General features: G+C 65.5%; 20 protein-coding genes. 4 read left to right on the top strand and 16 right to left on the bottom strand.

What is annotated here, in order from left to right:
- Positions 1-137 precede the first annotated feature (137 nt).
- The gene (rpsU, locus tag AC2YJX_RS16825; protein ID WP_005799779.1) at positions 138-350 is read right to left on the bottom strand and encodes a 30S ribosomal protein S21; all 213 of its coding nucleotides are present in this window, start codon (positions 348-350) and stop codon (positions 138-140) included.
- A 414-nt stretch (positions 351-764) separates the two neighbouring features.
- Here rpsU and AC2YJX_RS16820 point away from each other — a divergent pair, with 414 nt between their 5' ends.
- A complete protein-coding gene (locus AC2YJX_RS16820; protein ID WP_487256702.1) occupies positions 765-4,037 on the top strand; it encodes an EAL domain-containing protein in 3,273 nt (1,090 codons plus the stop codon).
- A 28-nt stretch (positions 4,038-4,065) separates the two neighbouring features.
- On the opposite strand, the gene AC2YJX_RS16815 is transcribed toward AC2YJX_RS16820, so the two are convergent.
- The 3 genes from AC2YJX_RS16815 to AC2YJX_RS16805 all read right to left on the bottom strand — a co-directional run bounded on the left by AC2YJX_RS16815 (position 4,066) and on the right by AC2YJX_RS16805 (position 6,966).
- Entirely contained in the window at positions 4,066-4,380 is a 315-nt protein-coding gene (locus AC2YJX_RS16815; protein ID WP_055400198.1) for a hypothetical protein, read from the bottom strand.
- Between the two features lie 89 nt (positions 4,381-4,469).
- Positions 4,470-5,723, bottom strand: coding sequence for a BaiN/RdsA family NAD(P)/FAD-dependent oxidoreductase (locus AC2YJX_RS16810; RefSeq protein WP_487256701.1), 1,254 nt, complete (start codon positions 5,721-5,723; stop codon positions 4,470-4,472).
- A gap of 67 nt (positions 5,724-5,790) precedes the next feature.
- Positions 5,791-6,966 (bottom strand): ABC transporter substrate-binding protein, encoded by a 1,176-nt coding sequence (locus AC2YJX_RS16805; protein WP_487256700.1) that lies wholly within the window; start codon positions 6,964-6,966, stop codon positions 5,791-5,793.
- A 271-nt stretch (positions 6,967-7,237) separates the two neighbouring features.
- Here AC2YJX_RS16805 and AC2YJX_RS16800 point away from each other — a divergent pair, with 271 nt between their 5' ends.
- On the top strand, positions 7,238-7,723 hold the full coding sequence (locus tag AC2YJX_RS16800; RefSeq protein ID WP_055400285.1) for a DUF4124 domain-containing protein: 486 nt from the start codon (positions 7,238-7,240) through the stop codon (positions 7,721-7,723).
- Between the two features lie 31 nt (positions 7,724-7,754).
- Here the strand turns inward: AC2YJX_RS16800 and AC2YJX_RS16795 are convergent, their stop codons facing one another.
- Complete coding sequence (locus tag AC2YJX_RS16795) at positions 7,755-8,888, bottom strand: sterol desaturase family protein (protein ID WP_487256699.1); 1,134 nt, start codon at positions 8,886-8,888, stop codon at positions 7,755-7,757.
- A 124-nt stretch (positions 8,889-9,012) separates the two neighbouring features.
- Between AC2YJX_RS16795 and AC2YJX_RS16790 the strand changes: the two genes are divergently transcribed.
- Complete coding sequence (locus AC2YJX_RS16790; RefSeq protein WP_010459986.1) at positions 9,013-9,501, top strand: acyl-CoA thioesterase; 489 nt, start codon at positions 9,013-9,015, stop codon at positions 9,499-9,501.
- Positions 9,502-9,570: 69 nt separating this feature from the next.
- On the opposite strand, the gene AC2YJX_RS16785 is transcribed toward AC2YJX_RS16790, so the two are convergent.
- The 10 genes from AC2YJX_RS16785 to nirB form a co-directional block, all read right to left on the bottom strand.
- On the bottom strand, positions 9,571-11,010 hold the full coding sequence (locus AC2YJX_RS16785) for a cellulase family glycosylhydrolase (protein WP_487256698.1): 1,440 nt from the start codon (positions 11,008-11,010) through the stop codon (positions 9,571-9,573).
- 156 nt (positions 11,011-11,166) lie between these two features.
- Positions 11,167-11,922 (bottom strand): methyl-accepting chemotaxis protein, encoded by a 756-nt coding sequence (locus AC2YJX_RS16780; RefSeq protein WP_487256697.1) that lies wholly within the window; start codon positions 11,920-11,922, stop codon positions 11,167-11,169.
- Between the two features lie 194 nt (positions 11,923-12,116).
- Complete coding sequence (locus AC2YJX_RS16775; RefSeq protein ID WP_121507116.1) at positions 12,117-12,791, bottom strand: potassium channel family protein; 675 nt, start codon at positions 12,789-12,791, stop codon at positions 12,117-12,119.
- Entirely contained in the window at positions 12,781-14,115 is a 1,335-nt protein-coding gene (locus AC2YJX_RS16770; RefSeq protein WP_431152340.1) for a TrkH family potassium uptake protein, read from the bottom strand. The genes AC2YJX_RS16775 and AC2YJX_RS16770 overlap by 11 nt, the downstream gene beginning before the upstream one ends.
- Positions 14,116-14,288: 173 nt before the next feature.
- Positions 14,289-15,140: a uroporphyrinogen-III C-methyltransferase gene (cobA, locus tag AC2YJX_RS16765; RefSeq protein ID WP_055400212.1), complete on the bottom strand. Its 852-nt coding sequence runs from the start codon at positions 15,138-15,140 to the stop codon at positions 14,289-14,291.
- Entirely contained in the window at positions 15,137-16,060 is a 924-nt protein-coding gene (gene ybiB / locus AC2YJX_RS16760) for a DNA-binding protein YbiB (protein ID WP_487256696.1), read from the bottom strand. The genes cobA and ybiB overlap by 4 nt, the downstream gene beginning before the upstream one ends.
- A gap of 168 nt (positions 16,061-16,228) precedes the next feature.
- Positions 16,229-19,066, bottom strand: a complete 2,838-nt coding sequence (locus tag AC2YJX_RS16755) for a nitrate reductase (RefSeq protein ID WP_487256695.1) — start codon at positions 19,064-19,066, stop codon at positions 16,229-16,231.
- Positions 19,067-19,166: 100 nt separating this feature from the next.
- Positions 19,167-19,565: a nitrite reductase small subunit NirD gene (nirD, locus tag AC2YJX_RS16750; RefSeq protein ID WP_218299179.1), complete on the bottom strand. Its 399-nt coding sequence runs from the start codon at positions 19,563-19,565 to the stop codon at positions 19,167-19,169.
- A gap of 93 nt (positions 19,566-19,658) precedes the next feature.
- Positions 19,659-20,462 (bottom strand): type IV pili methyl-accepting chemotaxis transducer N-terminal domain-containing protein, encoded by an 804-nt coding sequence (locus AC2YJX_RS16745; protein WP_487256694.1) that lies wholly within the window; start codon positions 20,460-20,462, stop codon positions 19,659-19,661.
- Positions 20,463-20,490: 28 nt separating this feature from the next.
- On the bottom strand, positions 20,491-22,935 hold the full coding sequence (nirB, locus tag AC2YJX_RS16740; protein ID WP_487256693.1) for a nitrite reductase large subunit NirB: 2,445 nt from the start codon (positions 22,933-22,935) through the stop codon (positions 20,491-20,493).
- 353 nt (positions 22,936-23,288) lie between these two features.
- On the opposite strand from nirB, the gene AC2YJX_RS16735 reads away from it, so the two are divergent.
- Positions 23,289-25,052, top strand: coding sequence for a bifunctional protein-serine/threonine kinase/phosphatase (locus tag AC2YJX_RS16735; protein ID WP_487256692.1), 1,764 nt, complete (start codon positions 23,289-23,291; stop codon positions 25,050-25,052).
- 307 nt (positions 25,053-25,359) lie between these two features.
- Here AC2YJX_RS16735 and AC2YJX_RS16730 read toward each other — a convergent pair whose 3' ends face one another.
- Positions 25,360-26,574 carry an MFS transporter gene (locus AC2YJX_RS16730; RefSeq protein ID WP_121419398.1) on the bottom strand — a complete coding sequence of 405 codons (1,215 nt, stop codon included), beginning with the start codon at positions 26,572-26,574 and terminating at the stop codon, positions 25,360-25,362.
- Positions 26,575-26,849: the final 275 nt, after the last annotated feature.

Genomic DNA, 26,849 nt, shown 5'->3' with positions numbered 1-26,849 from the left:
GACAGTAGTCTCGCTACGGCAAGGCGTTGCAACGACGCCAGAAAGCCTTTTGGCAAACCCGAAAAACAAAAACCCGCGCTTGGCGTCCCTAGCGCGGGTTTTGGGACCCAAGCAAAAGGCTCGGGGCCGAAGATGGATCAGTACATCTTCTTGGGCAGTTGCATGCTGCGAACGCGCTTGTAGTGGCGCTTCACGGCAGCTGCCTTCTTGCGCTTGCGCTCTGCGGTGGGCTTTTCGTAGAACTCACGGGCGCGCAGGTCGGTCAGCAGGCCGAGCTTTTCAATGGTGCGCTTGAAGCGGCGCAGTGCAACGTCAAAGGGTTCGTTTTCTTTTACGCGGATCGTAGTCATTAGCTAATGGTTTTCCAAATGGTGCCTGCAGAGGGGCTTGGGGAGATCGGGCCTCAAGTCCGTACAAAGCGGTTTCCCCGTCTGTAACTAGTATTTGGCCGACGGGGCATTGCCAGCAAAGCCGGAGATTATAGCCTTTGTGGCGCGGATGGGAAGTACCCCTGTGCAGCTCTCTGCGTCCCGTCCCTCGCTGCGGGGCGCCGCCACTGATGGCCTGGCTGGGCAAGGGCCATGTGGCACTGCTGAGGGCCGCGCCCGAACAAGGACTGAGGTCGTTCTCACCGGAGACATTGCCTTCGTCCATCCTCGGGCCGCGCAATGGCGTGGAAATTGCTTCATGTTGTAACAATCACTTACCACCGTCGGTGGGTTGCCCAGGTCACCCGCCCGGGCGGGCCTGCCGCTACAGACACCATGGCATTCATGCACCGCGTTTCGGGCTGGCTGGGCCGCCTCAGTGTGGGGCGCAAGCTCATGCTCATCTACCTGCTGGACCTGTCGGCGGTGATCTATGTGTCCAGCATTCTGATCCACGAAAAGTACGTGGCCATCGATTTCACACGCAAGGAGATCGTGGGCACCACGTATGCGGCGGTGCTGCGCGACGGGCTCATGGGGCAGTTTCTGGATGCATCCCAGCAGCCGCCGCTGGCGGGCGATGTGATTGCACGGCTGACGGGCGTGCGCAAGGCGTATGACGAGCAGTTGCGCACGCAGGAAGTGGGTGAACGCTTCAGCATGGTGCTCGGGCAGCTGGCCGCCAAGCCGCCGTCTGCAACGGATGCGCAGGTGCTGACCGGGATGCGCAGCCAGCTGTTGCGCGAGGGCCGCGAGCTGCTGACCACGGTAGGCAACCAGTCCAACCTGATCCTGGACCCCGATCTCGACAGCTACTACGGCATGTCGCTGGTGGTGCTGCGGTTTCCAGAGCTGCTGCAGGCGGTGCACGACACGGTGGTGTTCTTGAACGCGGCGCAGGCCGGGCGCGGTCCGCAGTGGTCCTTTGAGCTGCTCACGCTGGTGGGGCGGCTGGATGCTGTGATGCAGGGCATTGAGGCGGACTACAACCAGGCATTCATCGCAGGCTCGCCCGAAATGCGGGCCGCCTTGCAGGGTCCGCGCGAGGCGCTCCACCAATCCCTGGAGGGCTTCCAGGCGTTGTTGCAGGGTGTGGCGGCGGGGGAGTCGCGCCTGACCATGGCGCAGGTGGGCACGCAGCAGATGCAGGTGCTGGGCGCGCTGCGCGATGCCTGGACCGTGGGCATCGTGGACCTGGAGCGGCTGCTCAACCGCCGTGTGGATGGGCTCTTCGCTCGCATGTGGCTGCATTTGGGCACCGCGCTGGTGCTGCTGGGCTGCATCCTCTCCCTCGTGACGCTGGTGGCGCGGCAGATCGCCAAGCCGCTGCAGCAACTGGCGCGGGTGGCCGACGAGGTGCGCAAAAGCGGCGACCACACACTGCGCGCGCACTGGGTCAGCCGTGACGAGATCGGGCGTCTCGTCACGGCTTTCAATGAAATGCTGTCCCAGCTTGACCGCGACCGCGTGCTACAGCAGGAGCTGGCCGCCAGCGCGCGCGCGGCCGAGGCCCAGCGCGAGCTGGTGGAGGCCTTCCCCATCCCCATGGTGGTCACCTCGGTGCCCGAGCACGAGGTGCTGCACTCCAACGCCCCGGCTGCCCACTGGCTGGGTGACCGCAAGACCGACCCGTGGGCCGTGGGGCTGGAGCCCGGCGTGCGGGCGCGCTTCTTCCAGCGCCTGGCGGACCAGGGCTCGGTCGATGAGTTCGAGGTGCGCTGGAAGGGCACCGCCGAGCCTTCCTGGGCCGTGCTGTCGGCGCGGCGCCTGCAGTTCCAGGGGCGCGATTCGGTGCTCACCGCGTTCACGCCCATCAATGTGCTCAAAGTGATGGAGCAGCGGCTGGAGCTGTGGGCCAAGGTGTTCGAGGCCTCGTCCGAGGGCATCATCATCATGAACGCCGATCAGCAGATCATCAGCGTGAACAAGGCGTTCTGCCGCAGCACGCACTACGACTTTTACGAGGTCATCGGCGAGGACCTGGGCTTTCTGCTGGAAGAGTCGGGTGCCGAGCCGCTGTCGGCGCAGATCCACCGCACCATGCTCGACAAGGAGTCGTGGCAGGGCGAGGTGCGGTTTCGCCGCCGCTCGGGCGAGACCTATCCGGCCTGGCTCATGGTGTCGGCCGTGCGCGAGACCAAGGGTGGTACGTTGGCCAACCACATCGGCATCGCCATCGACATCACCGACCGCAAGCGTAGCGAAGAGCGCATTCAGTTCCTGGCGCACCACGACGTGCTCACCGAGTTGCCCAACCGTTCGCTGTGCGTGCAGCGTCTGCAGATGGCGCTGGCGCAGGCGCCGATCACGGGCGAGAAGGTGGCTGTGCTGTTCATCGACCTGGACCGCTTCAAGGCCATCAACGACACGCTGGGTCATCACATCGGCGATGGCCTGCTGCGCTCGGTGGCCGGGCGCCTCACGCAGGCCGTGCGCAGCCGCGACACGGTCAGCCGCCTGGGCGGCGACGAGTTCGTCGTGGTGATGCGCGACGTGGCCGGGCGCGAGGATGTGCAGCAGCTGGTGGAGCGGCGCCTGATTCCGCTCATCCGCCAGAGCCACCCGGTGGAAGGGCACGAGCTGAACGTGTCGTGCAGTGTGGGCATCGCCGTCTACCCCGAGGACGGCAGCGACATTGACGAGCTCATGCGCCGTGCCGACGCCGCCATGTACGAGGCCAAGACCACGGGCCGCGACATGGCGCTGTTCTATTCGGCCGAGACCGACCAGCGCGCGCTGGCCCGCCAGACGATGGAGCAGCAACTGCGCCGCGCGCTGGAGCGCCAGGAGCTGAGTCTGCACTACCAGCCGCGCCTGTCCGCCAAGGGCGGCGGCCTGCTGGGCGTGGAGGCATTGCTGCGGTGGAACAACGCCACCCTGGGCCACATCCCGCCCAGCGAATTCATCCCCATTGCCGAGGAGACTGGCATGATCCGCGCGATCGGCGGCTGGGTGCTGCAGCAGGCTTGCGAGCAATGGGTGCGATGGCAGGTGCCGCTGTCGGGCCCATCCGCGCGCGGGCTGGTCCATCCGCTGGCGCATGTCTCCATCTCGGTCAACCTCTCGGCCGCGCAGCTGGCTGACCCTCTGCTGGTCAGCGACATCGAGGCACTGCTGGCGCGCACCGGCATGCCGGCCCACCGGCTGGAGCTGGAGATCACCGAGTCACAGCTCATGGACAACGCCCACGCGGCCGAGCAGCAACTGGCCGCGCTCAAATCGCTGGGCGTGCAGCTGTCCATCGACGACTTTGGCACCGGGTATTCCAGCCTGGCCTACCTCAAGCGCTTTGACATCGACCGGCTCAAGGTGGACAAGTCCTTCGTGCACGACATGCTGAGCAACCCCGCCGACATGGCGATCACGCGCGCCATCATCGCGCTGGGCCACACGCTGGGCCTCAAGATTGTGGCCGAGGGGGTGGAAGACCTGGCCACGGCGCAGGTGCTGAGTGCGCTGGACTGCGAGGAGCTGCAGGGTTACCACTTCAGCCGCCCGCTGCCGCCCGAGGCGCTACACGCCTGGGCCCTGGAGCACGGCGTGCTCCAGGGCGCGTCGGTACGGGGGCTGGGTTTTGGCAGTACGCAGCCTGCACCGCTGTGGGGGTGATCCGGCCCTCAGCGCCCGTCCTTACCCATCAGGCAATTCGGATGTGCAGCGCGACGGCCAGTCCGACCAGGATGGCGCCCGGGGCCATATTGCCCAGCCACAGCGAGGTGCGTGAGGTCGAGCGGCCCGAGATGCGTGAGTCGGCTCGCAGGTAGGCATCGCCCTCATCAGTGCGCAGCCACCACACCATCACCGCGCCCCCGGCCAGCGAGCCCACGCCCAGCGCTGCGAGGATCGCGATGAAGATGTTTCCGCCAATGCTTGCTGCAGGGACGAGGGCAATTAGTGCGCCCACGGCCGTTGCGGCCGCTTGGTACTTTTCTGCGCGTTCGAATCCATCCATGCCGTGGCTCCCGCCGTATCACCGGTAAAGCGATGTGTTGTTGCGTGGAGTTTAGGTGCGATGCCCCTCCCGGTTGCGAACGGAGTGCTTCAGTGGTCCGCTGGCGGCAACGCCTGCGCGCACGCCGCAGCGCAGGCCCAGGCCCACTGGAAGTTGTAGCCCCCCAGCCAGCCCGTCACGTCCACCACTTCGCCAATGAAGTACAGGCCGGGCTGCGTCTTGCACTCCATGGTCTGCTGCGACAGCGCCTTGGTGTCCACGCCGCCGAGCGTGACCTCGGCCTTCTTGTAGCCCTCGGTGCCGGTGGGCGTCAGCTCCCAGCGCGCCAGCTGCTCGGCCAGCCGCGCCAGGGCCTTGTCGCTGGCCTCGTTGATGGGGCGCTGCCAGTCGGCCTCGCGCTGCGCCCAGGCATCGGCCAGGCGGCTGGGGACCAGGGTGGCCAGTTCGTTGGCGATCAGCTTGCGCGAGCGGGCCTTGCCCTGCGCCAGCGCGGCGGGCAGGTCCACCGTGGGCGCGAGGTTGATGGCCAGCGGCGCGCCTTCCTGCCAGTAGCTGGAGATCTGCAGCACGGCCGGGCCCGAAAGGCCCCGGTGGGTGAACAGCAGGTCTTCGTCGAAGGCCATACGGGTTTTCTTGGCCCCGGTGCTGATTTGCACCGGAAGCGCCAAGCCCGCGAGTTGCGCATACGGCGCCCAACCCGTGCCATCAAAAGTCAGCGGCACCAGGCCCGGGCGGCGCTCGACAAGCGGGATGTTGAACTGCTGCGCCAGCCGGTAGCCAAAGTCGGTGGCGCCGATCTTGGGAATGGACAGCCCGCCCGTGGCAATGACCAGCGAGCGCGCCTGCACCGGGCCACGGTCAGTATCAATTTGATAGCTGGTAGCGCTTGATGGATAAGCGCCAGGGGCCAAAAACTCTATATTTTTGACCGCACAAGGTTGCCAGTGCGTCACCTGGCCCGCCGCGCACTCGGCCAGCAGCATGGCAATGATGTCCTCGGCCGAGCGGTCGGCAAACAGCTGTCCCTTGTGTTTTTCGTGGAAGGCAATGCCGTGCTTTTGCACCAGCGCAATGAAGTCGGCGGGCGTATAGCGTGACAGCGCCGAGCGGCAGAACTGCGGGTTTTGCCCCACAAAGTGTTTGTGGGGCGCGGCGGGGTCCAGGTCGCGGTTGGTGAAGTTGCAGCGTCCGCCGCCCGAGATGCGGATCTTTTCGGCCACCTTTTCGGCATGGTCGATCAGCAGCACCTTGAGGCCCCGCTGGCCCGCCTGGCCCGCGCAGAACAGGCCGGCAGCACCGGCGCCGATGATGACGACGTCAAAAACAGGGGAAGTGTGGGACACAGTGATGAACAGGCAGCGGTGACAGGGCCGCCATTGTCGCCGCAGCGTTCATCGGGCCCTCACGCCATCACTGCCGGTACACCCCGCCAGAGCCCACCACCGCGATGTCCACGTAGTTCGAGCCGTGGTGGTTCTGTGGGCTGAATTGGTAGCTGTAGCCGCCCAGGTCAAGGTTGCCCAGGCCTTCCATGGCCTGGACCAGGCTGGCCCGGGTGACGCCAGGCCCTGCTGCGCGCAGGCCTTCAATCAGCACGCGCGCATCCATGTAGCCGGTGTAGCGGTCGTAGTCCACAGGCTTGTCGTGGCGCTTCATGGAGGCCTGGAAGTCCCGCGTGAGCGCAATGGTGGGCTTGGTGGGCGAGGGGCCGGTGCGTGCCACGGCCAGACCGCGCGCGTCGTCACCCAGCGCCTTGAGCACTGCGGAGCCTGCGCCCAGCGACAAGGTGTAGACCGGCACTCCCAGGTGCGCGCGGTTGGCCCGCACGTAGGCCACCACAGGCGGCCCCGCCGCCACCAGCAGCACGGCTTGTGGTTTCTGGGCGGCCAGGGCCTTGGCGGCGTCGTTGGCGTCTGCCCCGGTTGGCGCGATGGCATGCGAGCCAGCCAGCGTCGCGCCTTCGGCGGCAATGGTTTTTTCGACCAGCGGCAGCAGCAGCTTGCCAAAGTCGTTGTTCTCGTAGGCCACGGCAATGCGGGAGGTCTGCACTGCCACCAGGTTGCGCACGATCTTGACCAGCTCGTCGGCATAGCTGGCGCGTGTGGTGAAGAGGTAGGGATGCTGCTGCGCCCGGATGGCAGGGCTGCCCGTGTACACCGAGATCAGTGGCAGCTTGGCTTGCACCAAGTAGGGCAGCAGCGCCATCACTTGAGAGGTGCCCGACACGCCCAACAAGGCCAGCACGCCCTCTTTTTCGCTCAACTGCCTGGCGTTCTCCAGCGTGCGGCGCGGATCGAACCCGTCGTCGAGCGTCACCAGGCGAATCTTGCGTCCGCCAATGCCGCCTTTGGCATTGGCGTCTTCCACTGCAGCGTCCTGTCCTTCATGGATGGGTGCAAGAAAAGGGGCCATGCCACCCGATAGCGCGGTAGACCGGCCAATGAGGATGTCGCCCTTGCCCGGAGCGGGTTGCGCCCTGGCAGACAGGCTGGCCAAGGCCGCACCGCCTGCCAGCGCCAGCATGAGGCTGCGGCGGCGCGCTTGGGAAAGCCGCTGGCTAACGGGCAAGGCAACGTGGGTCTTCATCAAACAGCTCCTCCTGGTCGTGGCCACCGTGGCCTCAAGGTGCGGCGATGGTAGGAGTGCGGTAGCCGCGCACCCACCGGGTTTTTACCGGGGGTGCGTCAAGTTAGGGACAGGCGTCTATCCCAATCCCTTTTTGAAACTGGAGCGGCTGCCCCCAGCCCTGGGGCACGCCTTGTTGGTGTCGGTCAAGGCCTCGATGCCACCAAGGAGGCTCTGAACCGGTCGTGCGCGGCGCGGTAGCATGTGGCATCCACCCGCCGAGGACTATTCCATGAAACCGATACGCTGTGCCGCCTGCGCCCTGGTGCTGGGCTTTCTGGCCCCGGCCTGGGCCGTCAACAAATGCACGGATGCCGATGGCAAGGTGTCGTTCCAGGATGGCCCTTGCCTGGGCCAGGGCGAGAAGATCGAGGTGAAGCCAGCCATGCAGGGCGCCACCCCTGTTCCACCCGGCCCCTCCACCGCGAAGGAGGGCGCCTTCGGCCCTACCTGGCAGCGCAAACACTATCTGCAGAACCAGGGCGTGCCGCAGGCGCGCGCGGCCCTCGAACGCAACCAGCAGGAATGCGCGGCAACGGCACCGGATGCCGCAGTGGCGCATGCAGGCCCGCTGCGGCGCAGCACCCTGGCACAAGGCTCCCAGTTCGCGCAGGAACGCGCGGCTGCAGCGGGCAAGGACAAAGCCGCGTGTGAGGCCCGAACCGAGGAGCTGCGCAACCAGCTCAAAGCGCTCGAAGCCGAACTCGGCAAGCTGTAGCCCTCCTCGGTGTGGGAGGTGAATCAGCCTCTCAGCCCTTCCATGTGAACGGAAACTTGAACTGCTTCACAAACCCGTTGGGCACGTAGTCGCCCAGCACGCCGTAGTGTTCTGGCCAGAGCTTGGTGCTTTTGACGGCGGTGCCAAACAGGTAGTCCAGAAACGCAAAGTGCGCAGCGTAGTTCTTGTCCAGCGCCTCCTGGTCCTGGCTGTGGTGCCAGTGGTGGAAGTTGGGCGTGACGAGCACGTAGCGCAGCGGGCCCAGGCGCACGCTCACGTTGGCGTGGTTGAAAACGGCCTGGAAGCCCACGATGACGATGTAGGCGTCGATCACTTCCTTGCTGAAACCCAGAACGTAGATGGGCGCCAGCACCAGTGTGCGGGTGATGAGCAGCTCCAGGATGTGCTGGCGCGAGCCGGCCATCCAGTCCATGCTTTTCACGCTGTGGTGCACCGCATGCAGGCGCCACAGCAGCGGCACCTCGTGGTAGGCACGGTGCGTCCAGTACTGCACCAGGTCGGCCACCAGCACGATGAGGAACAGCGCCACCCAGAAGTTCAGGCCCTGTACCCAGCCGCGCATACCGTCGTTGGCCGCCCAGCCAAAAAATTTGTGCACGATGAGGTTGGTGGCCAGGAGCACAAAGCCCACCACCATGTGGTTCACGATGAAGTGGTGGAAGTCGGTTTGCCACTCGGCGCGGAAGATGGGCTGGTCCTTGCGCAGTGCAAAGAGTTTCTCGATGAATATGAAGATCAGTGAGCTGCCCAGCAGGTCGAGGATGAACCAGTCCAGGCCGATGTACGGTGTGTTGTCAGGGAAGTTCGGGTCCACCTCCACCTTGTGGCCGCCCAGTAACGCCGCCAGCGCCACCATGGCAAAGGCAAACGTGGCCAGCCAGCGCGAACGGTTGAAGAGGATGTTGACGAGGGAGATGCCCCCCGCGATGGCCATGGCGGTCAGCATGATGGTGCGAATCACCGTCACGTCGTAGCTCTTGCGCAGCTGTGGTGTCGTCAGGTACTCGGGGAAGTGGAAGGCCAGCACGCCCAGAAAACACAGGATGGCCAGCGTGAGTGCAATCACGCCCGACACCAGCCCGCGCCCGGTGCGCAGCGCGCCATGGCTTTCGGTGAATTCATTGAGCTTGTCGATTTCGAGCATGGTTTCCCCTCTGGCCTCCCGGCCTGCTTGGCTTTTTTGATGGGCCGTGATCTGGCTTGTGTGGCGCGAGTGTAGCGGCCTGCAGCGTTGCGCCTGCGACACGGGGGAGCCCTAAAATCGCGGCATGAACATCCCTTCACACCAACTCAGCATGACGGTGCTAATGTCCCCCGACATGGCCAATTTTTCGGGCAATGTGCACGGCGGGGCCATTCTCAAGCTGCTGGACCAGGTGGCCTATTCGTGCGCAAGCCGCTATTCGGCCTGCTATGTGGTGACGTTGAGTGTGGACCAGGTGATGTTTCTGCAGCCCATCCATGTGGGAGAGCTGGTGACCTTCCTGGCTAGCGTGAACTACACCGGTTCCTCGTCGATGGAGGTTGGTATCAAGGTGGTGGCCGAAGACATCCGCTCGCAGGTGGTGCGGCATGTGAACAGCTGCTTCTTCACGATGGTGGCAGTGGACGAGGCGCGCAAGCCGGTGCAGGTGCCGCCGCTGTCGCCTTCCACGCCCGACGAACGCCGCCGCTGGGATGCGGCACTGCTGCGCAAATCCTTGCGCAAGGAGCTGGCGGAGCGTTTCAGGCAGGTGCGCGAGACTGCTGGCGGGTAGGCCGGGAACCCGGAACAAAAAAGGGCCCCTGCATGGCAGGAGCCCTTGTTCAATTGGGGAAAAAGTTGCTTAGCGCGCGGCGCAGAAACCGAATTCGGCCGCTGCCCCGGGGGCGAGGGTCTTGTTCCAGTCCACGCCGGACGCGTTCAGGTTGCTGCCAGCCTGCGTCCATGTGGCATTCCAAAGATTGTTGATGGTGCCGCTCACGGGGATGGTGATCGCCCAGTTGCCAGCGGCGGTGCCCTGGTTGGTGACGCGGACCCGCTGGCAATAGCCTGCGTTCCAGACACTGTCCATCATCTCCTGCACCGAGAAGCCACCGGTAGGCGTCGGTGGGGTTGGCGTTGTCGGCGTTGTGGGGGTGGTTGGCGTCGTAGGTGTTGTTGGCGTCGAACCACCGCCCCAGAGGCGCTGCAGCAACTGGACCTTGTCGGTGCGCACGGTGGTCCAGTCATCGTCCAGAATGCCGCCGGTGTCGCCGCTGTTGGGGTTCCACGACCAGTAGAAGCCGCTGCGCATGCCCTTGCCGACCATGTAGTCCACCAGCGCGTTCTGCCACTGCACATCCCGCGCATCGCCCCGGCCAAATTTGCCGCCGAACTCGCCCAGCATGACGGCATAACCGGCCTGCACGAACTGGCCAAAATGCTGGTCCCAGATGGCCGGCATGTTGCTTGGGAAGTTCGAAGCATTGAAGTAAGGCTGCACGTAGACATCCGGCCCGTAGGTGTGCGGCGCCAGCAGCAGGCGGTTGGCGGGGATGTTCAGGGGCGTGCAGGCCAGAGGTTCGAGGTTTCCACCCCAGAAGTGCGCGTTGCTGCCCGAGCAGCTGGGGTTCTCGCCGATGCCTTCCACGGCAATCAGCCAATGGGGAGCCAGCGGCAATATGGCAGCGGCTGCGCGCTCGGCGGCGCGGTTCCAGTCGGTGGCGTTGTTGCCCGTGCCCCAGGTGGCGGCACCGTGGGGTTCGTTCTTGATATCGATGCCGATGACGCCGGGTACGCCTGCGTAGCGCTGGGCGACAAAGGTCAGATCACTGATCCATTGCTGTTCGCTGTAGCTCTGGGTGTACCAGAGTTCACTGATGGTCTGGCAATCGGGGGTGTGATGGTCCAGCAGCACATACATGCCACGGTTGCTCAGTTCCGTGACCACCTTGTCCATCACCTGGATGGCCGAGAGGCCCTGCAGGTCGGCATTGCGGCCGTAATCGATGCTGCTGGGCGGCGCCGAGCCGTGCAGGGTGGCGGGGCAGAACGGCAGGCGCACGGCGTTGAAGCCCTGGGCCTGCATTTGCGTGATCATTTCAGTCCAGTTGCGCGCCCACAGGCCATGCACCACATGGTTGTTGGTCTCAAAGCCAAACCAGTTGACGCCGCGCAGCTGGATGGCCTTGCCCGCACCGTCCAGCACCTTGCCTGCGTTGATTTCGTAGCTCCAGGCCATGCTGGTACTTGCCAGCAGGCAACCGGCCAACGCCAGGCTCTTGCACAGGGTGGTGATCTTCATGGCTTACGCATCTCCCGAAAGTGTTGTGTGTCTGGCGTGAAAGAGTACAGGCCCGCTACAGCCGGGCTACGGCCCGGTGGCGGGCTGAGTGTGGGCGCTCTGCCCATCGGCCACCGTTTCCAATGGCTGCAATTGTAAGTGCCTGTTGCGCCCTTTTCAGGCTGCGCCACGGCTGCGTCCAGCCAGCGATACTGCCTGTAGCGAAAGGCCGTCTATTTCGTTGGTGATACCCGACAGTACGTTGGCCACCACCGCGAATTCCCGTCCGTGCTGGCCTGCGCGGGCGGCCATGACTTGGGCATTGAAGCTGACCACCTTGGCCTCGCGGGCCACTGTCTGGATGGAGGCCACGATGCCCGCCAGTTCTTTCATGAGGGTTTCGGACTTGGCCTTGCCCACTTGATCGAACGCGGTGGTGGCGGTATTCAAGGCCTCCAGTGCACTGTCGGTGGACTCCACCAGCCGCGCCAGCGCGTCTTCCACACGCGGGCTGTGGCGCTCTGCCAGGTCCAGCGTGGTGCCCACCTGCTGTGCAAACGCATCAATCGTGGCGCCAACGCCGTTGGGGCCGTGGTAGGTCTTGCGGATGATGTCGCCGTTGGCGGCATCCAAGTGACCGGCAGTGTCTACCAGCCTGGCTTGGCTGTCGGTGAACAGCGCCAATGAGCTGCGCGCCGCCTTCATGTGCAGATCGCTGCCGCGTGCGGCCAGCACCGTCTGCAACACCATGCGCTGCGACAACATGCGCTGGCGTGCCGCCAGATTGACCAGCGACATCTCGCTGTCTCGGCCGGTTGAAGACCCGGCCTTGGGCGCCAAAGACAGCGTCGAAGAGGGGGGCGAAAAGGACGTCGAAGCTGGCATTGAGGAAGTGGCCATGCCGTTGCGGGTGGAGATGGGGAAGGCTGCCATGGTGTTCCTTGTGCTGATTGCATTCAGATACATCTGGTCAAGCAATACCCGGGCCAGTGTCACGGTCGCAGCCGCTTTCGATGCGATGGATGCAGACGCACTGACGAGGTTTGGCCCGCGCCCGCTACCAGCCGCGCAAGGTGCTCTGGCACGTTGGCGGCAGGGAAGGGCGCGTGCGGTGCGGCGCTGGGCGCTCAGTACAACGCTGCGAAGCGCTCCACCATGCGCGTGGGGCCTGCGACGATGAGGTGGTCGCCCGGTTTGATTTCGGTTTCTGCCTTGGCGTAGATGAAGTCGAGGTGGCGGCGTTTGATGCCCACCACCGTAATGCCATGGCGTTTGCGCACGTCGGACTGGGACAATGGCTTGTTGTGTGTCTCCATCGGCGCCCGGGTTTTGGCAATGGCAAAGCCGTCGTCAAACTCGATGAAGTCGATCATCTTGCCGGTAACCAAGTGCGCCACGCGCTCGCCCATGTCCGCCTCAGGGTAGACGACATGGTGCGCACCCACCCGCTCGGCAATGCGGCCGTGCTGGGGGTCAATGGCCTTGGCCCAGATGTCCTTGAGCCCCAGCTGGCTCAGGTTCAGGATGGTGAGCACGCTCGCTTCCAGGTTGCCGCCGATGCTCACCACCGCATGCGCAAAGTCGGGCACGGCCAGCTGGCGCAGGGTTTCCAGGTCGGTGGCGTCGGCCTGCACCACATGGGGTAGCACGCTCGCGAGCGACTGCACCGTCTCGGCATCGCTCTCGATGGCCAGCACGTCGTGGCCCAGCTCCACCAGCGATTTGGCAACCCCGGTGCCAAAGCGGCCCAGGCCAATCACCACCACGCTGCCCGACAGGTTCTTTACGGCTTTATCCAACAATGGGTTTCTCCTCGGGGTAACGATAGTTGCGGCGCATCTGGTTGGTGGCCAGGGCCACGGCCAGGGTGACCACGCCCACGCGCCCAATGAACATGAGCGCAATGATGATGGCCTGCGCCCCCGGCACCAGGTCGGCGGTGATGCCCGTAGACAGCCCCACGGTGCCGAACGCTGAAATCACTTCGAACAGCACCTTTTCCAGCGGTAGTGGCGTGAGCGGCAAGATGAGCAAAATGGCCAGTCCCACCACGGCCGCGCTGAGCACCAAGATGGTGATGGCCTGGCGTTGCACCGAATCGGCGATGCGACGACCGCGAAACTCGACGTCGCGGTGCCCACGGATTTCGTTCCACACCACCAGTACCAACACAAAAAACGTGGTCACCTTGACGCCCCCGGCGGTGCCCGCGCTGCCCCCGCCGATGAACATGAGGATGTAGTGCAGCGCCAGTGATTCGGTGCTCAGCGCTCCGATATCGACTGCATTGAACCCTGCCGTGCGTGCCGATACCGAGGTGAACAGTGCCACCAGCCCCTTGTGCGCCCAGCCCATGGGCCCCAGCGTTCCCGGATTGTCGAACTCGGCCAGAAAGATCACCACCGTACCCAGTGCGATCAACGCCAGCGAGCCCCACACCGTGAGGGCGGTGTGCATGGACCACAGTGGGCGTTTGCGTCCGCGTTCGGCCAGTAGCTCGTGCAGCACAGGAAACCCCAGGCCTCCGATGATGATCGCCAGCATCAGCGGAGCCAGCACCAGCACATCGGACGAGAACCGCACCACGCTGTCTGCCCAGGTCGAAAAGCCCGCATTGTTGAAGGCCGATATGGAGTGGAACATGCCTTGCCAGGCAGCCTCTCCCCAGGGCATGCCATAGCCCAGTGCGAACCGCAGGCCCAGTGCCAGCGCCATCAGCAGCTCGACGGCAACCGTCACTTGGAGCACGATCTTGGCAACACTCTTTACGTCTCCCAGCGCCAGCGAATGGGTCTCTGCCTGCAGCAGCAGCCGGGTGCGTATGCGCATTTGCCCGCTGATGAGCAGCCCCATCAGCGTGGCCGACGTCATCATGCCGAAGCCGCCCAGCTGAAACAGGCCCATGATGAGGGCTTGGCCTGTGCCGCTCCAATAGGTGCCGGTGTCCACCACGACCAGCCCTGTCACGCAAACTGCGGAGGTGGCGGTGAACAATGCCGTGAGAAATGGCGCGCTCTGCCCCTGGGCGTGCGAGAGCGGCAGCATGAGCAAGACCGTGCCGGCAGCGATGACGGTCAGAAAAGACAGCACCAGAACCGCTGCGGGGTGCACGACACGTTGGTTCAAACGAATTCCTGGGCGGGTGGCAACAATGCGCGGCCCGTGAGGGTCGGGGCTTGGCGAAGACTCTCTCCAGAGTCTGCGCGCGGCGATGCTATCAGCTTTGGATAGATCGCTAGCCTGCTGCGGCGCTGTGGAGGCGGCCGGTGCTGCGCAGAGCCGCAGGCACCCCCACGTCGTCAGACAGCGCGCCGCGCCCGGGGTGCTTCGGATTTTTCAGACGTGGAATGCATCGCGTCCTGCGACGCCAGCGCCACACCCCGCACCACATCCCCCACAACGATCACCGAGGGGCTGGCGAGCCCGTCGCGCGTGATGGTGGTGTGCAGTGCGCCCAGTGTGGTGACGGCGTGGCGCTGCTGGGGCAAGCTGGCATGCTGGATGATGGCCACGGGCGTGCTGGCGGGCAGGCCGGTGAGCAGCTCCTGCTCGATGGTGGCGGCGCCGCTCACACCCATGTAGATCACCAGCGTGAGCTTGGCGTCGCGGGCCGTGGCGGCCAGTTGGCGCCAGTCGGTCCCAGCATCGCCGGGCTTGGCGTGGCCGGTGACAAACACCACGCCGTGGGCATGCTCGCGGTGGGTGAGCGGCGCGCCCAGCGAGGTCAGGCCCGCCAGGCCCGCCGTGATGCCGTTGATGACGGTGACCGGCACGCCTGCCGCGCGCAGGTGCTCCACTTCTTCTCCACCCCGGCCGAAGATGAACGGGTCGCCGCCTTTAAGGCGCACCACGTTCTCACCCTCGTTCACCGCCATGAGCATCAGCTTCTCGATGAAGGCCTGGGGCGTGCTCTTGCAGCCACCACGTTTGCCCACGTAGACGATGCGGGCCGTGGGCGACGCGTGCGCCACGATGGCGTCGCTCACCAAGTCATCCACCAGCAGCACGGTGGCGGCCTGGATGGCCTTGAGCGCCTTGATGGTGAGCAGTTCCGGGTCGCCGGGGCCAGCGCCCACCAGCGTGCAGCTGCCTCCCGTTCCGAGGTGGGGCTTGGAAGGGGGCAGGGTGTTGGTGTGGGTGGGGCGGCTCATGGGGATGTCTCCGAATTGGTTTGTTCCGCAAGTCGCAAGATATGTTCCACCTGGCGCTCAATCGCAGGCGGAATCGGCAACTCGCCCGCCAGCACGCAGCGGGTGTAAGTGGCCGTTGTGGACACGTCGATCTCGGTGGGTAAGCCGGGCACCTCGCTGGCGGTCCCGGGCTGCTGTGATTCCAGCACCGCGTGCACGCCGTGCACAAAACCGTCGTATCGCGGTGTGCGGCGCGGATCAGTAGCGACCTCGCCCTCCAGCCCGCGCGAGAGCAGCGCACTCACGCCCAGTGTGCGAAAGGTGGTCTGCAGCATCTCGAAATATTCAGGGTGTGTGTACGCAGTGACCACCACCGACGGCCCCGCGCACGGGCTCATCAGCTTGACCACGCTGTGCCCTGGGTTGCGCAAGCCCACCACCTCGCGCACAGAGAGCAGGCGCGCCAGGCCTGCGTGCAGATGCTGGGTGTGGATATGGCGCACGGTGCCGTTTGCTATTTTTTCAGGAGCTGTTAGCGCAGGTACATCAAGCGCTAGAAGCACATCGGATGCCAAAATGCGCCGCGCCTCGGTGCGCATGCCGTGCAGCAGCACGGGTAGCCCCTCGCGCGCCAGCAGCAGCGCCAGCAGCGGCGTCAGCACCGGCAGCTTGCGCGCGCCGTTGTAGCTGGGCAGCACGATGAGCGGGCGGTCAGTGGCAGGCAGCAGCGCCAGGCGGCTGTGCGTGGCGTCCAGGAAACCGCACATCTCTTCGGACGTCTCGCCCTTGATGCGCATGGCCAGGCAGAACGCGCCGATCTCCAGGTCGCTCACATGCCCGTCCAGCACTTGGCCGAACAGGTCGGTGGCCTGCTCGCGCGTCAGTGGCTTGGCGCCGCGCGCGCCGCGGCCGATTTCCTTGATGTACTGGGCGATGGCCATGGTCTTTGGTGGCGGGACTTGTGAAACAGGGCTTCAGCGTCGTTGTTTCGGCTTGCCGTACAGGCGTACTGTCTGTGCCGAAAGCGCCTGGCTGCAGCCCTGTTGCACAAGTCCTGGTGGGGTTTGTTGGTTTGAAGGCTATTTTCTCGCAACCCAGAGAACTTTTGGTTATATGGTGGCCTGCGCCAGGGGCTTGGACGCCAGTGGCCCCGTGGCGCGCACCATGCGTTTGAGTTCGGGCAGGCACGAGCCGCAGTTGGTGCCGCAGCGCAGCTTGCCCTGTAGCTGCGCCAGCCGGTCGTCGTCGGTTCCGTGGCAGTGCGCCAGCTCGGCGGTGATGGCGGTGTCCGTTACGTTGAAGCAGGTGCACACCGATTTTCCGCGCGACTGCACGGCCACAGGGGCTTTGGCGCCGGGCACGAGCAGCAGGCGGCCATAAGTCTGTGCGGGCAGTTCTTCCTGCAGCAGGGTCTTGAGCCAGCCCTCGGCGCTGGTGTCGCCCGCGAGCACTATGCCTTCGAGCGTGGTGGTGTCCCCATGGCGAGCCAGCCGCGCGGCGCGGCGCTGGCCGCGTTTCTTGTCGGCATAACGCAGCGTGTCGGCCGTGGCCAGGCACATCAGAGATTCGATGCGCTCCACAGTGGCGTCGGGCGGTGCCTCGTGTGCGGCGGCGCGCAGCAGCACGCCCACACGCTCGCGCCCGGGTTCACCCAGGGGCGTGTTGTTGCTGAAGGGAACGCAGCTCGCAAACGGGAACTGCGCCATCAGCGCGGACAGCGCCTCGCGCGTGGCCTGGGCGCTGTCGGCGGGCAGCCAGGCCATGGCCAGCAGCGTCCAGGGCAGCTCGGCCTTGAGCACCTTGACGGCCGCGTGCTTGAGCTCGGGCTGCTTGGAGGTGGGGCAATACGCCGAGGTGGTGAGCGCGTTCACGCCCGCCAGCCGCTCCCCGGTGGACGAGCAGCCGCTCAAGAACTCGCTGCCCCAGTGCATGGCCATGAAAGCCTGCGACAAGCCCAACGTGGTGTCGGCCTGCGCGGGCACCACGATGGTGCCGCGCTTGCTCGTCACATAGACCAGGTCGCCGTTCTTCAGGCCGCGCCGCTCCATGTCCTGCGGGTGCAGTTGCACGCTGGGCTCAGCCACGTGGCCGAAGAGGCGGCCCAGGGTGCCGGTGCGGGTCATGCCGTGCCACTGGTCGCGCAGGCGGCCCGTGGTCAGGCTGAAGGGGTAACGCGACTCGCGCTGCTCCGCCGTGGGCTGCCAGGGGTGCGCGGCAAAACGGGCGCGGCCATCGGGGGTGGGGAACACGCCATCTTCGTACAGGCGGGCCTTGCCCGTGGTGGATCCCTCAGGCAATGGCCACTGTTGGGGGCCTGCAGATTCGAGCGTCTCCCACGACAGACCGGTGATGTCCAGGTCGCGTCCGCGGGTGCTCTCGCGGTGCTCATTCCACACAGTTTCGGCGCCTTGGTCGGCGTCGTCAGTGGTGTAGGGGAACAGCGTGGGCTGGCCGGGGCGCAGGCGGGCCTCCAGCTGGTGCGCAAACTGCACCGCAATGGCCCAGTCGTGGCGGGCCTCGCCCGGTGCGGACACGGCAGTGCGCACGCGCGAGATGCGGCGTTCGCTGTTGGTCACCGTGCCAGTCTTCTCGCCCCAGGTGGTGGCGGGCAGCAGCAGGTCGGCATAGGCACAGGTGGCGGCGGTGGCAAAGGCTTCTTGCACCACCACAAACTCGGCGCGCTGCAGTGCGCGGCGCACGGTGGCCTGGTCGGGCATGCTTTGCGCGGGGTTGGTGCAGGCAATCCACAGGGCCTTGATCTCGCCGTCGGCGGCGGCCTGGAACATCTCCACGGCCGTCTTGCCCGGCTTGCTGGGCACATCGGCCACGCCCCAGAGCGCGGCCACTTCGGCGCGGTGCTGCGGGTTGGCCAGGTCGCGGTGGGCGCTGAGCAGGTTGGCCAGGCCTCCCACTTCGCGCCCGCCCATGGCGTTGGGCTGGCCGGTCAGGCTGAACGGGCCCGCGCCGGGTTTGCCAATCTGGGCGGTGGCCAGGTGCAGGTTGATGAGCGCTGCGTTCTTGGCCGTGCCGCTGCTGCTCTGGTTCAGGCCCTGGCAGTACAGGCTGAGCGTGGCTTTGGACTGCGCAAACCACTTGGCGGCGGTGGTCAGGTCGGCCACGCTGATGCCACAGGTCTGCGCCACACGCTCGGGTGTGTAGTCGCGCACCAGGGCCTTGAGTTCGTCAAAGCCCGTGGTGTGTGCAGCGATGTACGCGGCGTCCGTCCATCCCTCCCACAGCATCAGGTGCAGCATGCCGTTGAACAGCATGACGTCGCTGCCGGGCTGGATGGGAAGGAACAGGTCGGCCATGCCGGCCGTATCGGTGCGGCGCGGGTCGGCCACGATGACCTTCATGCCGGGGTTGCTGGCGCGCGCGTCTTCGATGCGGCGGAACAGGATGGGGTGCGCCCAGGCCGCGTTGCTGCCCACGATGAACAGGCACTGCGCGTGTTTCACATCGTCGTAGCAGGCGGGCGGCGCGTCGGCGCCCAGGGTCTGCTTGTAGCCCGCCACGGCACTGCTCATGCACAGGCGCGAGTTGGTGTCGATGTTGTTCGTGCCGATCAGGCCCTTGGCCAGCTTGTTGAAGACGTAGTAGTCCTCGGTGAGCAATTGGCCGCTCACGTAGAAGCCCACGGCATCGGGGCCGTGGTTCTGGATGGTGTTTGCGAATTTTTCGGTGGCCCGATTCAGCGCGGCGTCCCACGGCAGGGGCTGGGGCGCATCGCCACGTTGCGCGCGCTGCTGGGGCTGCAGCAAGCGGGTCTGCAGCGTGATGGGGCTGCTGGCCGTGAGGTGCAGGGTCGAGCCCTTGGTGCACAGGCGGCCAAAGTTGGCGGGGTGGGTGGGGTCTCCGCGCACGCCGGTGATCTGCGCGCCTTCGGATTCGATGATCACGCCGCAGCCTACGCCACAGTAGGGGCAGGTGGATTTCGTTTCTTGCATGGCGTGGATTCCAGATGTTTTTGGGCTCTAGCGCTTGATGGAAAAGCGCTGATAGCTATGTATTTAATAGCTTTGGTGTTCGATGGACGTTGCGGGGTGATCAGGCCGCCAGGCCGCGCCGCGCCGGCCCTGCTACGGGGCGCGTCAAATCGACCGCATGCTCGTCCAGCTCCAGGGCATCCAGATACACCGCGCCATCTTCCACCTTCACGGCGAACTTGGGCGTGCAGCCTTCGTCGGGAGCCGATGCCTGCCCATCGCACAACCCAATCGTCCAGTTGTGCAGCGGGCACGCCACCTGCGTGCCAAACACGATGCCTTGCGACAGTGGCCCGCCCTTGTGCGGGCAGCGGTCGAGCAGTGCGAACACGCCCCCGGCATCGTTGCGGAACACGGCCACATCCAGGCCCTGTGGGCGCGCCACACGGCGCGAGCCCAGCACGGGGATGTCGTCCACGCGGCAGATCAGCTTCCATTGCGGGCTGTTGGTTGTGGTCATCATGGTTCCTTCGGTGTCTTTGGGTGTTGTCGGGGAGCCTGCCAGGGTCATCGTGGGGCGGCTCGTTATTTTTTGAGGAAGCCTCGGGTGGGCTCAGGCCGCCAGCGCCGCATACATGCCGGTCACGCGGTCCATGCTGGAGAGCAGGTTTTCGCTGGCCACGTACACCTCGGCCACTTGGCGGTTCACGTTGCCCCCACCCTGCATGCGCTGCAGCGCAGCGTCAAAAAACACCCACTGGCCGTCGGCCAGCTGCAGTTCCTGGCGGATGCGGTTGGTGGCCTGGGGGGCATTGCGCAGCAGCTCAGTGGCTGCGATGAATTCACTGCGGGCCTTGGCGATTTCGGCGGTGGCGGTGGACGCGTCCACTGGCAGCATGGCGGCCAGGTAGAACTTGGCCATGCGCTGGCTCAGCATGCGCTGGCGACCTGCAATGTTCACCAGGTGGCCCACGGGCTTGCCCGAGGCTGCCTCGTACTGCGTGGTGCCCAGATGGGCCAGGGCCAGCACCTTGGCATCGGCCTGCAGCATGGCGCTGGCATTGTCGGTGGACGATGTGGCGGCAGCCAGCGTGGTCTTGTGGGCGGCCCAGGCGGTTTCCAGCTTGGTGTACGTTTCGCGGATGGTGGGCGAGGGCGCATAGGCCTTGAGTTCCACCAGCTGGCGCTCGAACAGCGCGATGGACTGCTCCATCACCTGGCGTGCCGTGGGCGTGTCGGCCTTGTGGGCCAGGGCCAGCCAGGCCTTGCCCACACGCTGGCTCAGCATACGCTGGCGCCCGGCCTTGTTGATGGCGTCGTTGAGGTCGGTGACCTGGGCGTGGGCGCTGCCCAACGGGGCCAGGGCGCTGCACGCAGCGGCGCAGCTGGCCGCGGTCAAAAGGGTTCTACGGTGCATGACGGGGTTCTCTCCGGACTTGGGGCGATCAGGCGCTCAAGGGCGCGAACTGGCGTGTGTCCACGGCCGCCTTGTCAAAGTCGAACCAGGGATCGGGCTCGCCGTCCAGCGCAAACTGCAGCTGCTCCCACAGCGCCTTGCGGCCTTCGTGGTCTTCCAAAATGCGCTTCTTCACGTAGTCCAGGCCCACACGGTTCACGTAGTGCACGGTGCGCTCCAGGTACCAGCCTTCCTGGCGGTACAGCTCGCAAAACGCGCCGGTGTACTCCAGCACTTCCTCGGCGGTTTTGAGCTTGGTGAAGAAATGCGCCACCTCGGTCTTGATGCCGCCGTTGCCCGCCACGTACATTTCCCAGCCGCTGTCCACACCGATGATGCCCACGTCCTTGATGCCGGCCTCGGCGCAGTTGCGCGGGCAGCCGCTCACGGCAAATTTCACCTTGTGCGGTGCATACATGCGCCACATGGCGCGCTCCAGATCCTTGCCCATCTGGGTGCTGTCTTGCGTGCCCATACGGCACCACTCGCTGCCCACGCAGGTCTTCACCGTGCGCAGGGCCTTGGCGTAGGCATGGCCGCTGGGCATGCCGATGTCCTTCCACACGTTGACCAGGTCTTCCTTCTTCACGCCCAGCAGATCAATACGCTGGCCGCCCGTGACCTTGACGGTGGGGATCTTGTATTTGTCCACCGCATCGGCAATGCGGCGCAGCTCGTCGGCCGTGGTCTCCCCGCCCCACATGCGCGGGATCACGCTGTAGGTGCCGTCTTTCTGGATGTTGGCGTGGCTGCGTTCGTTGATGAAGCGGCTTTGCGGGTCGTCCTTGGCTTCTTTCGGCCAGGTGCTGATGAGGTAGTAGTTGACCGCCGGGCGGCAGGTGGCGCAGCCGTTGGGTGTCTTCCATTCCATGAACTTGAACACCTCGGCAATGCTGACCAGCTTGCTGCCGCGGATCGCGTCGCGCACGGCCTGGTGGCCGTGGTCGGTGCAGGCGCACATGGCCTTGGTCTTGGGCGTGGCGCTGTAGTCGCCACCGGCGGTGAACATGATGATCTGTTCCACCAGCCCCGTGCACGAGCCGCAGCTGGCGCTGGCCTTGGTGTGCTTGCGCACCTCGTCCAGCGTGAACAGGCCTTTGTCCTTGATGGCCTTGCAGATCGCGCCCTTGGTCACGCCGTTGCAGCCGCATACCTCGTCGCTGTCCTGCATGGCGGCAGCCTTGCTCTGGCCCTGGTGGCCGGTGTCGCCCAGGTGCGATTCGCCAAACATCAGCTTGTCGCGGATGTCGCTCACGCTGCGGCCGTCGCGCAGCAGCTTGAAGTACCAGCTACCGTCCACAGTGTCGCCATACAGGCAGGCGCCCACGAGCTTGTCGTCTTTGATGACGAGCTTTTTGTACACGCCACCGAAGGGGTCGCTCATCACGATCTCCTCGGTGTCGTCTCCTCCTTGAAAGTCTCCGGCCGAGAACAGGTCGATGCCCGTCACCTTGAGCTTGGTGGACGTGAGCGAGCCCTGGTAGCGGCCGATGCCGAATTCGGCCAAATGGTTGGCCAGCACCTTGCCCTGCTCGAACAGCGGGGCCACCAGGCCATAGGCAATGCCCCGGTGCGCGGCGCATTCGCCCACGGCGTAGATGCGGGCGTCGGTGGTGGTCTGCAGCGTGTCGCTGACCACAATGCCGCGGTTCACGTGCAGGCGCATCTTTTCGGCCAGGGCGGTGTTGGGGCGGATGCCCACGGCCATCACCACCAGGTCGGCGGGCACCTCGGAGCCGTCCTTGAACTTCACGCTGGCCACGCGGCCTTCGGCGTTGCCCACCAGCTCTTGTGTTTGTGCTTTCATCAAGAACTGCATGCCGCGCTCCTGCAGCGACTTTTGCAGCATCTTCCCGGCCACGTCGTCCAGCTGCCGTTCCATCAGCCAGTCGCCCACATGCACCACGCTCACTTGCATGCCGCGCTTCATCAGGCCGTTGGCGGCCTCCAGGCCCAGCAGGCCGCCGCCGATGACCACGGCGTGTTTGTAGGTGGCTGCCGCGTCGATCATGGCCTGTGTGTCGGCAATGTCGCGGTAGGCCAGCACGCCCTGCAAGTCCTTGCCGGGGATGGGCAGGATGAAGGGGTTGGAGCCCGTGGCGAGGATCAGTCGGTCGTATTCGGCGGTGACCACCGTGCCATCCTTGCTGGTGGCGCTGACCACGCGGCGCACGCGGTCCACGTCGGTCACCGTAAACCCGGTGTGCAGCGTGATGTGGTGGTCGGCGTACCAGGACCAATCGTTCAGAATGATCTCGTCGATGGTCTGCTCGCCGGCCAGCACGGGCGAGAGCAGGATGCGGTTGTAGTTGGGGTGAGGCTCGGCCCCAAACACCGTGATGTCGTAAAGATCCGGGGCAATCTTGAGCAGCTCCTCCAGCGTGCGCACACCGGCCATGCCGTTTCCTACCATCACCAGCTTGAGCTTTTTCATCGTGACTCCGTCGGTTCTATCGCCTGGGCGATTCGAAAAACAAAAAAGGCGTCCACACGATGCCGTTTCGAATTCCTGTCGAAACCGCATGTGCGGACGCCTTCGTCCGGGCAATCCACCCCTGCGCCATTGCACGGGTGGATTGCGTGACCCTGTGGGGTCGTTGCTGGAGTTAAGCAATGCTTGTGCCAGTCGATTTGCACTGAGGTGGGGCGGCCTCTGGGGGTGTTTTGAGGCCCACGTGTGGGGGGTGGCGCAGTGCTGCCCCGGCTCTGCGCAGGCGCCACGGGGGCATGCCCTTGTCTGGCGCGGGGCGCACCACCTTGGGCACGGAACCTGCAAGGAGCTGGTGCATGACTTTTGAACTGGATTTCGGCCACACCTCGCAGGCCGGGCGCAAGGAGGTGAACGAAGACTTCGCCGCGCTCGTGTTGGGCCAGGGGCGCGACCGTGAGCGCGGAGCCATCGCGGCCATCGCCGACGGCGTGAGCACCGGCGGCAATGGCCGCGAGGCCGCCCAGACTTCAGTGAACACGCTGGTGAACGACTACTTCGCCACGCCCGACACCTGGGACACCACGGTGGCGCTGGACCGCATCCTGTCCGCCCACAACGGCTGGCTCGCCTCCATGAACCGGCGCCGCCAGCCTGCGGTGGGGCTGACCACACTGACCGCGCTGGTGCTGTGTGGCCAGTCGTACACGCTGGCCCATGTGGGAGACACGCGCGCCTACCTGGTGCGCGAGGGCCGCCTGCAGCAGCTGACCACCGACCATGTCATGGCGCAGCACGATCTCAGGCACCAGCTCACCCGCGCCATGGGCCTGGACGACCACGTGGTGGTGGACTACAGCCAGGGCGAGCTGCGCAGCGGCGACCTGTTTGTGCTGCTGTCGGACGGCGTGCACGGCAGCGTGCCCGAGCGCGAACTGCGCCAGCTGCTGCGCCAGGAGATACCGGCCCAGGCGCTCACCGACGAGCTGGTGCAGGTTGCCCTGCGCCGTGGCAGCAGCGACAACGTGACCGCGCTGGTGGTGCGGGTGCAGGGCGCGCTGGAGGCCACGCTGCAAGACGAATCGCGCCGCGCCCAGGACCTGCCCGTGCTGCCCCTGCTCAAGGTGGGCGACACCGTGGACGGCCTTACGGTGACAGCCATCGTGGCCGACAACGGCATCCACCGGCTGTACCAGGTGCGCGACGGGGCCACGCAGCGGCTGTATGCCCTCAAGACCCTGCTGCCCGCGCGCGCCCACGACGCCGAAGAACGCGCCACGCTGGCGCACGAGGCCTGGGTGGCGCGGCGCATGCAGTCGGGTCAGGCCGCCGCCCATCTGGCGCGGCTCAACGACTGGCCGGTGGGGGACGGCGGCTTTGGCGATGGCGCCGCAGCCAGCGCGTTTTACCTGCTGTACGACTGGCATTCCGGCGACACGCTGGGGCAGCGCCTGCGCCATCGCCAGCACATGGCCGTGGGGCAGGCTGTGACGGTGACCGTGCAGGCCGCGCGCGTGCTGGGCTGGCTGCACCGCCAGGGCGTCGTGCACCGCGACATCAAGCCCGACAACCTGCACCTGGGCGACGACGGGGTGCTGCGTGTGCTGGACCTGGGCGTGGCCCTCTCAGGCCGCGAGCCCGAGGCCACCCGCCGCCTGCACGCCGGAACCCCCAGCTACATGAACCCGGAGCAGTGGCCGGGCTATGAAAAGGGCGGCGACCCCTCCGGCCAGTTGCCCGACGCGGGCAGCGACCTGTTTGCGCTGGGGGTCACGCTGTACCAGCTGCTCAGCCACGGGCGCCTGCCCTATGGCGAGGTGGTGCAGTACCAGCTGGGCCGCTACCACCGCGACCCGGTGCCCCCCAGCCGCCACAACCCGGGCGTGCCGATCTGGCTCGACCAGATTGCCCTGAAGGCCGTGGCCCGCAACCGCGCCCAGCGTTTTGAAACTGCCGAGGAACTGCTGCTGGCCCTGGAGCGCGGCGCCTCACGCCCCCTGTCGGCGACCGGGCCCCAGCCGCTGATGCAGCGCGATGCCACGGCCCTGTGGAAGATCGCTCTGGCCGTGAGCGTGCTGGTGAATGTGCTGTTGATTTATTGGCTGCTGTTTTTGCCGCGGTGAGCTTTCGCGGCGATTTGCTATTAAAAACATAGCTTTTAGCGCTTATGAGATAAGCGCTGGGGCTTGTTTTGGTCAAAGACCGTGCATGCACGACGCCCATTGAGCGAGTGCCCTTTGGCTGGAAGTGTGGCGAGCGCTTGTGCGCTCACCGGCTACGCCGGTCATGCGCTGCGCGCACGTCCACCCTTCTAGCGAAAGCGCGGGCAACGCTGCGCGTTGGCTGGCTGCGCCAGCTCAGGCACTGCGTGCCCGACCGCCCTTTTGCTGGAAGTGTGGCGAGCGCTTGCGCGCTCACCGGCTACGCCGGTCATGCGCTGCGCGCACGTCCACCCTTCTCCGCCCACGTGCGCGTCCAGCGGATCTGCATCACCCGCAGTAGCACCAGCATGGCCAGCGCGCACACCGCAATGCCCACAAAGCCCCAGAGGTAGGTGCCGGTGTACTGGCGCGAGATGCCCATGCCATTGGGGATGAGGCCGCCGCCCAGCGCGCCGATCTCGCCGATCATCGAGCCTGCCACCGCCGTGGCCAATGGCCAGCGCAGCGGCACCAGCTGGAACAGGGCGCCGTTGCCCGCCCCCAGGGCCGCAAAACACACCAAGAACAGCAGCATGGTCACGGGCAGTGATTTTTCGGCCAGGCCACACAGCACCATGCTGGCGGCGGTGATGGCCAGCACGCCGGTCAGGGTGTTCACACCGCCCCAGTGGTCCGACAGCCAGCCACCAAACACGCGCAGGGCCGCGCCCAGGAACGCCGCCATCATCGTGAGCTGGCCGGCCGCCACCTTGCTCACGCCGAACTGGTCATAAAAGTAGCTGGGCAAGAAGGTGGTCAGGCCAATGAAGCCGCCAAAAGTCACGGCGTAGATCAGGCTGAAGGCCCAGCCGTCTTTTTCAAACAGGCAGGCGATGTGCTCACGGAAGCTGGCGTGGGGTGCCAAGTCGGGCGGCTCCTTGGCATACACCGCCATCACCAGCGCGGGTATCGCCACACTCACGGCAGCAAAGCCATACACGGCCTGCCAGCCAAACTTCTGCGCCAGCATGGGCGCGAGCAGGGCTGCCACTGCAGTGCCCACGTTGCCGGCGCCCACGATACCCATGGCCAAGCCTTTGTAGCGCGGCGGGAACGAGCCCGAGCCCAGTGACAGGGCCACCCCAAAGCTGGCACCCGCCACGCCCAGCAGGATGCCCATGGCGAGCAGGTCGTTGTACGAATGCACGAACAGGTAGCCGTAGCCCATGGCCACAAAGATCCCCGCCATCTCGACCAGCGTGGCGTTCTTGCGACCGATGTACTGCGCCAGGATGCCCAGCGGAAACCGCATGAGGGCGCCCGCAAAGATGGGAATGGACAGCATCATGCCCATCTGTGTCGGCGTGAGCTGGAAGGCATCGCGGATGAACGGTGCCATGGCACCGTTGATCACCCAGACTGCGCACGAGAAACCGAAATACAGAAAGGACGACCACAGCGTGGGGGCGTGGCCGGACTTGAGAAACTCTCGAAATTGAAGCATGGCGATCTAGCGCAAAGAGGCTGCTGTGCTGCTGCAAGCACACCCACAACCGGGCAGAAAAACAAAAAGGCGCCAACACGGGCCGCGCGGGCTTGCTGGTTTGTTTGCAAGCCCCACACATCCCATGAAGACGCCAACGTCTTGTTCGCCCAATCCGCCGTTGCACCGGGCTGACACACGGCCAGCGTTGACCGTGGTGCTGAACATGCAAAGGATGTGCCAAGTTCTGGTGGCACTTGGTTTGAGTAAAAACGGCAGCTGGCGCTTGCGTATCG

It is taken from the genome of Acidovorax sp. SRI_002 (genome assembly GCF_057586455.1).
The sequence above is the reverse complement of the archived record's forward strand: the minus strand, read 5'-3'. Positions and strand labels throughout refer to the sequence as shown.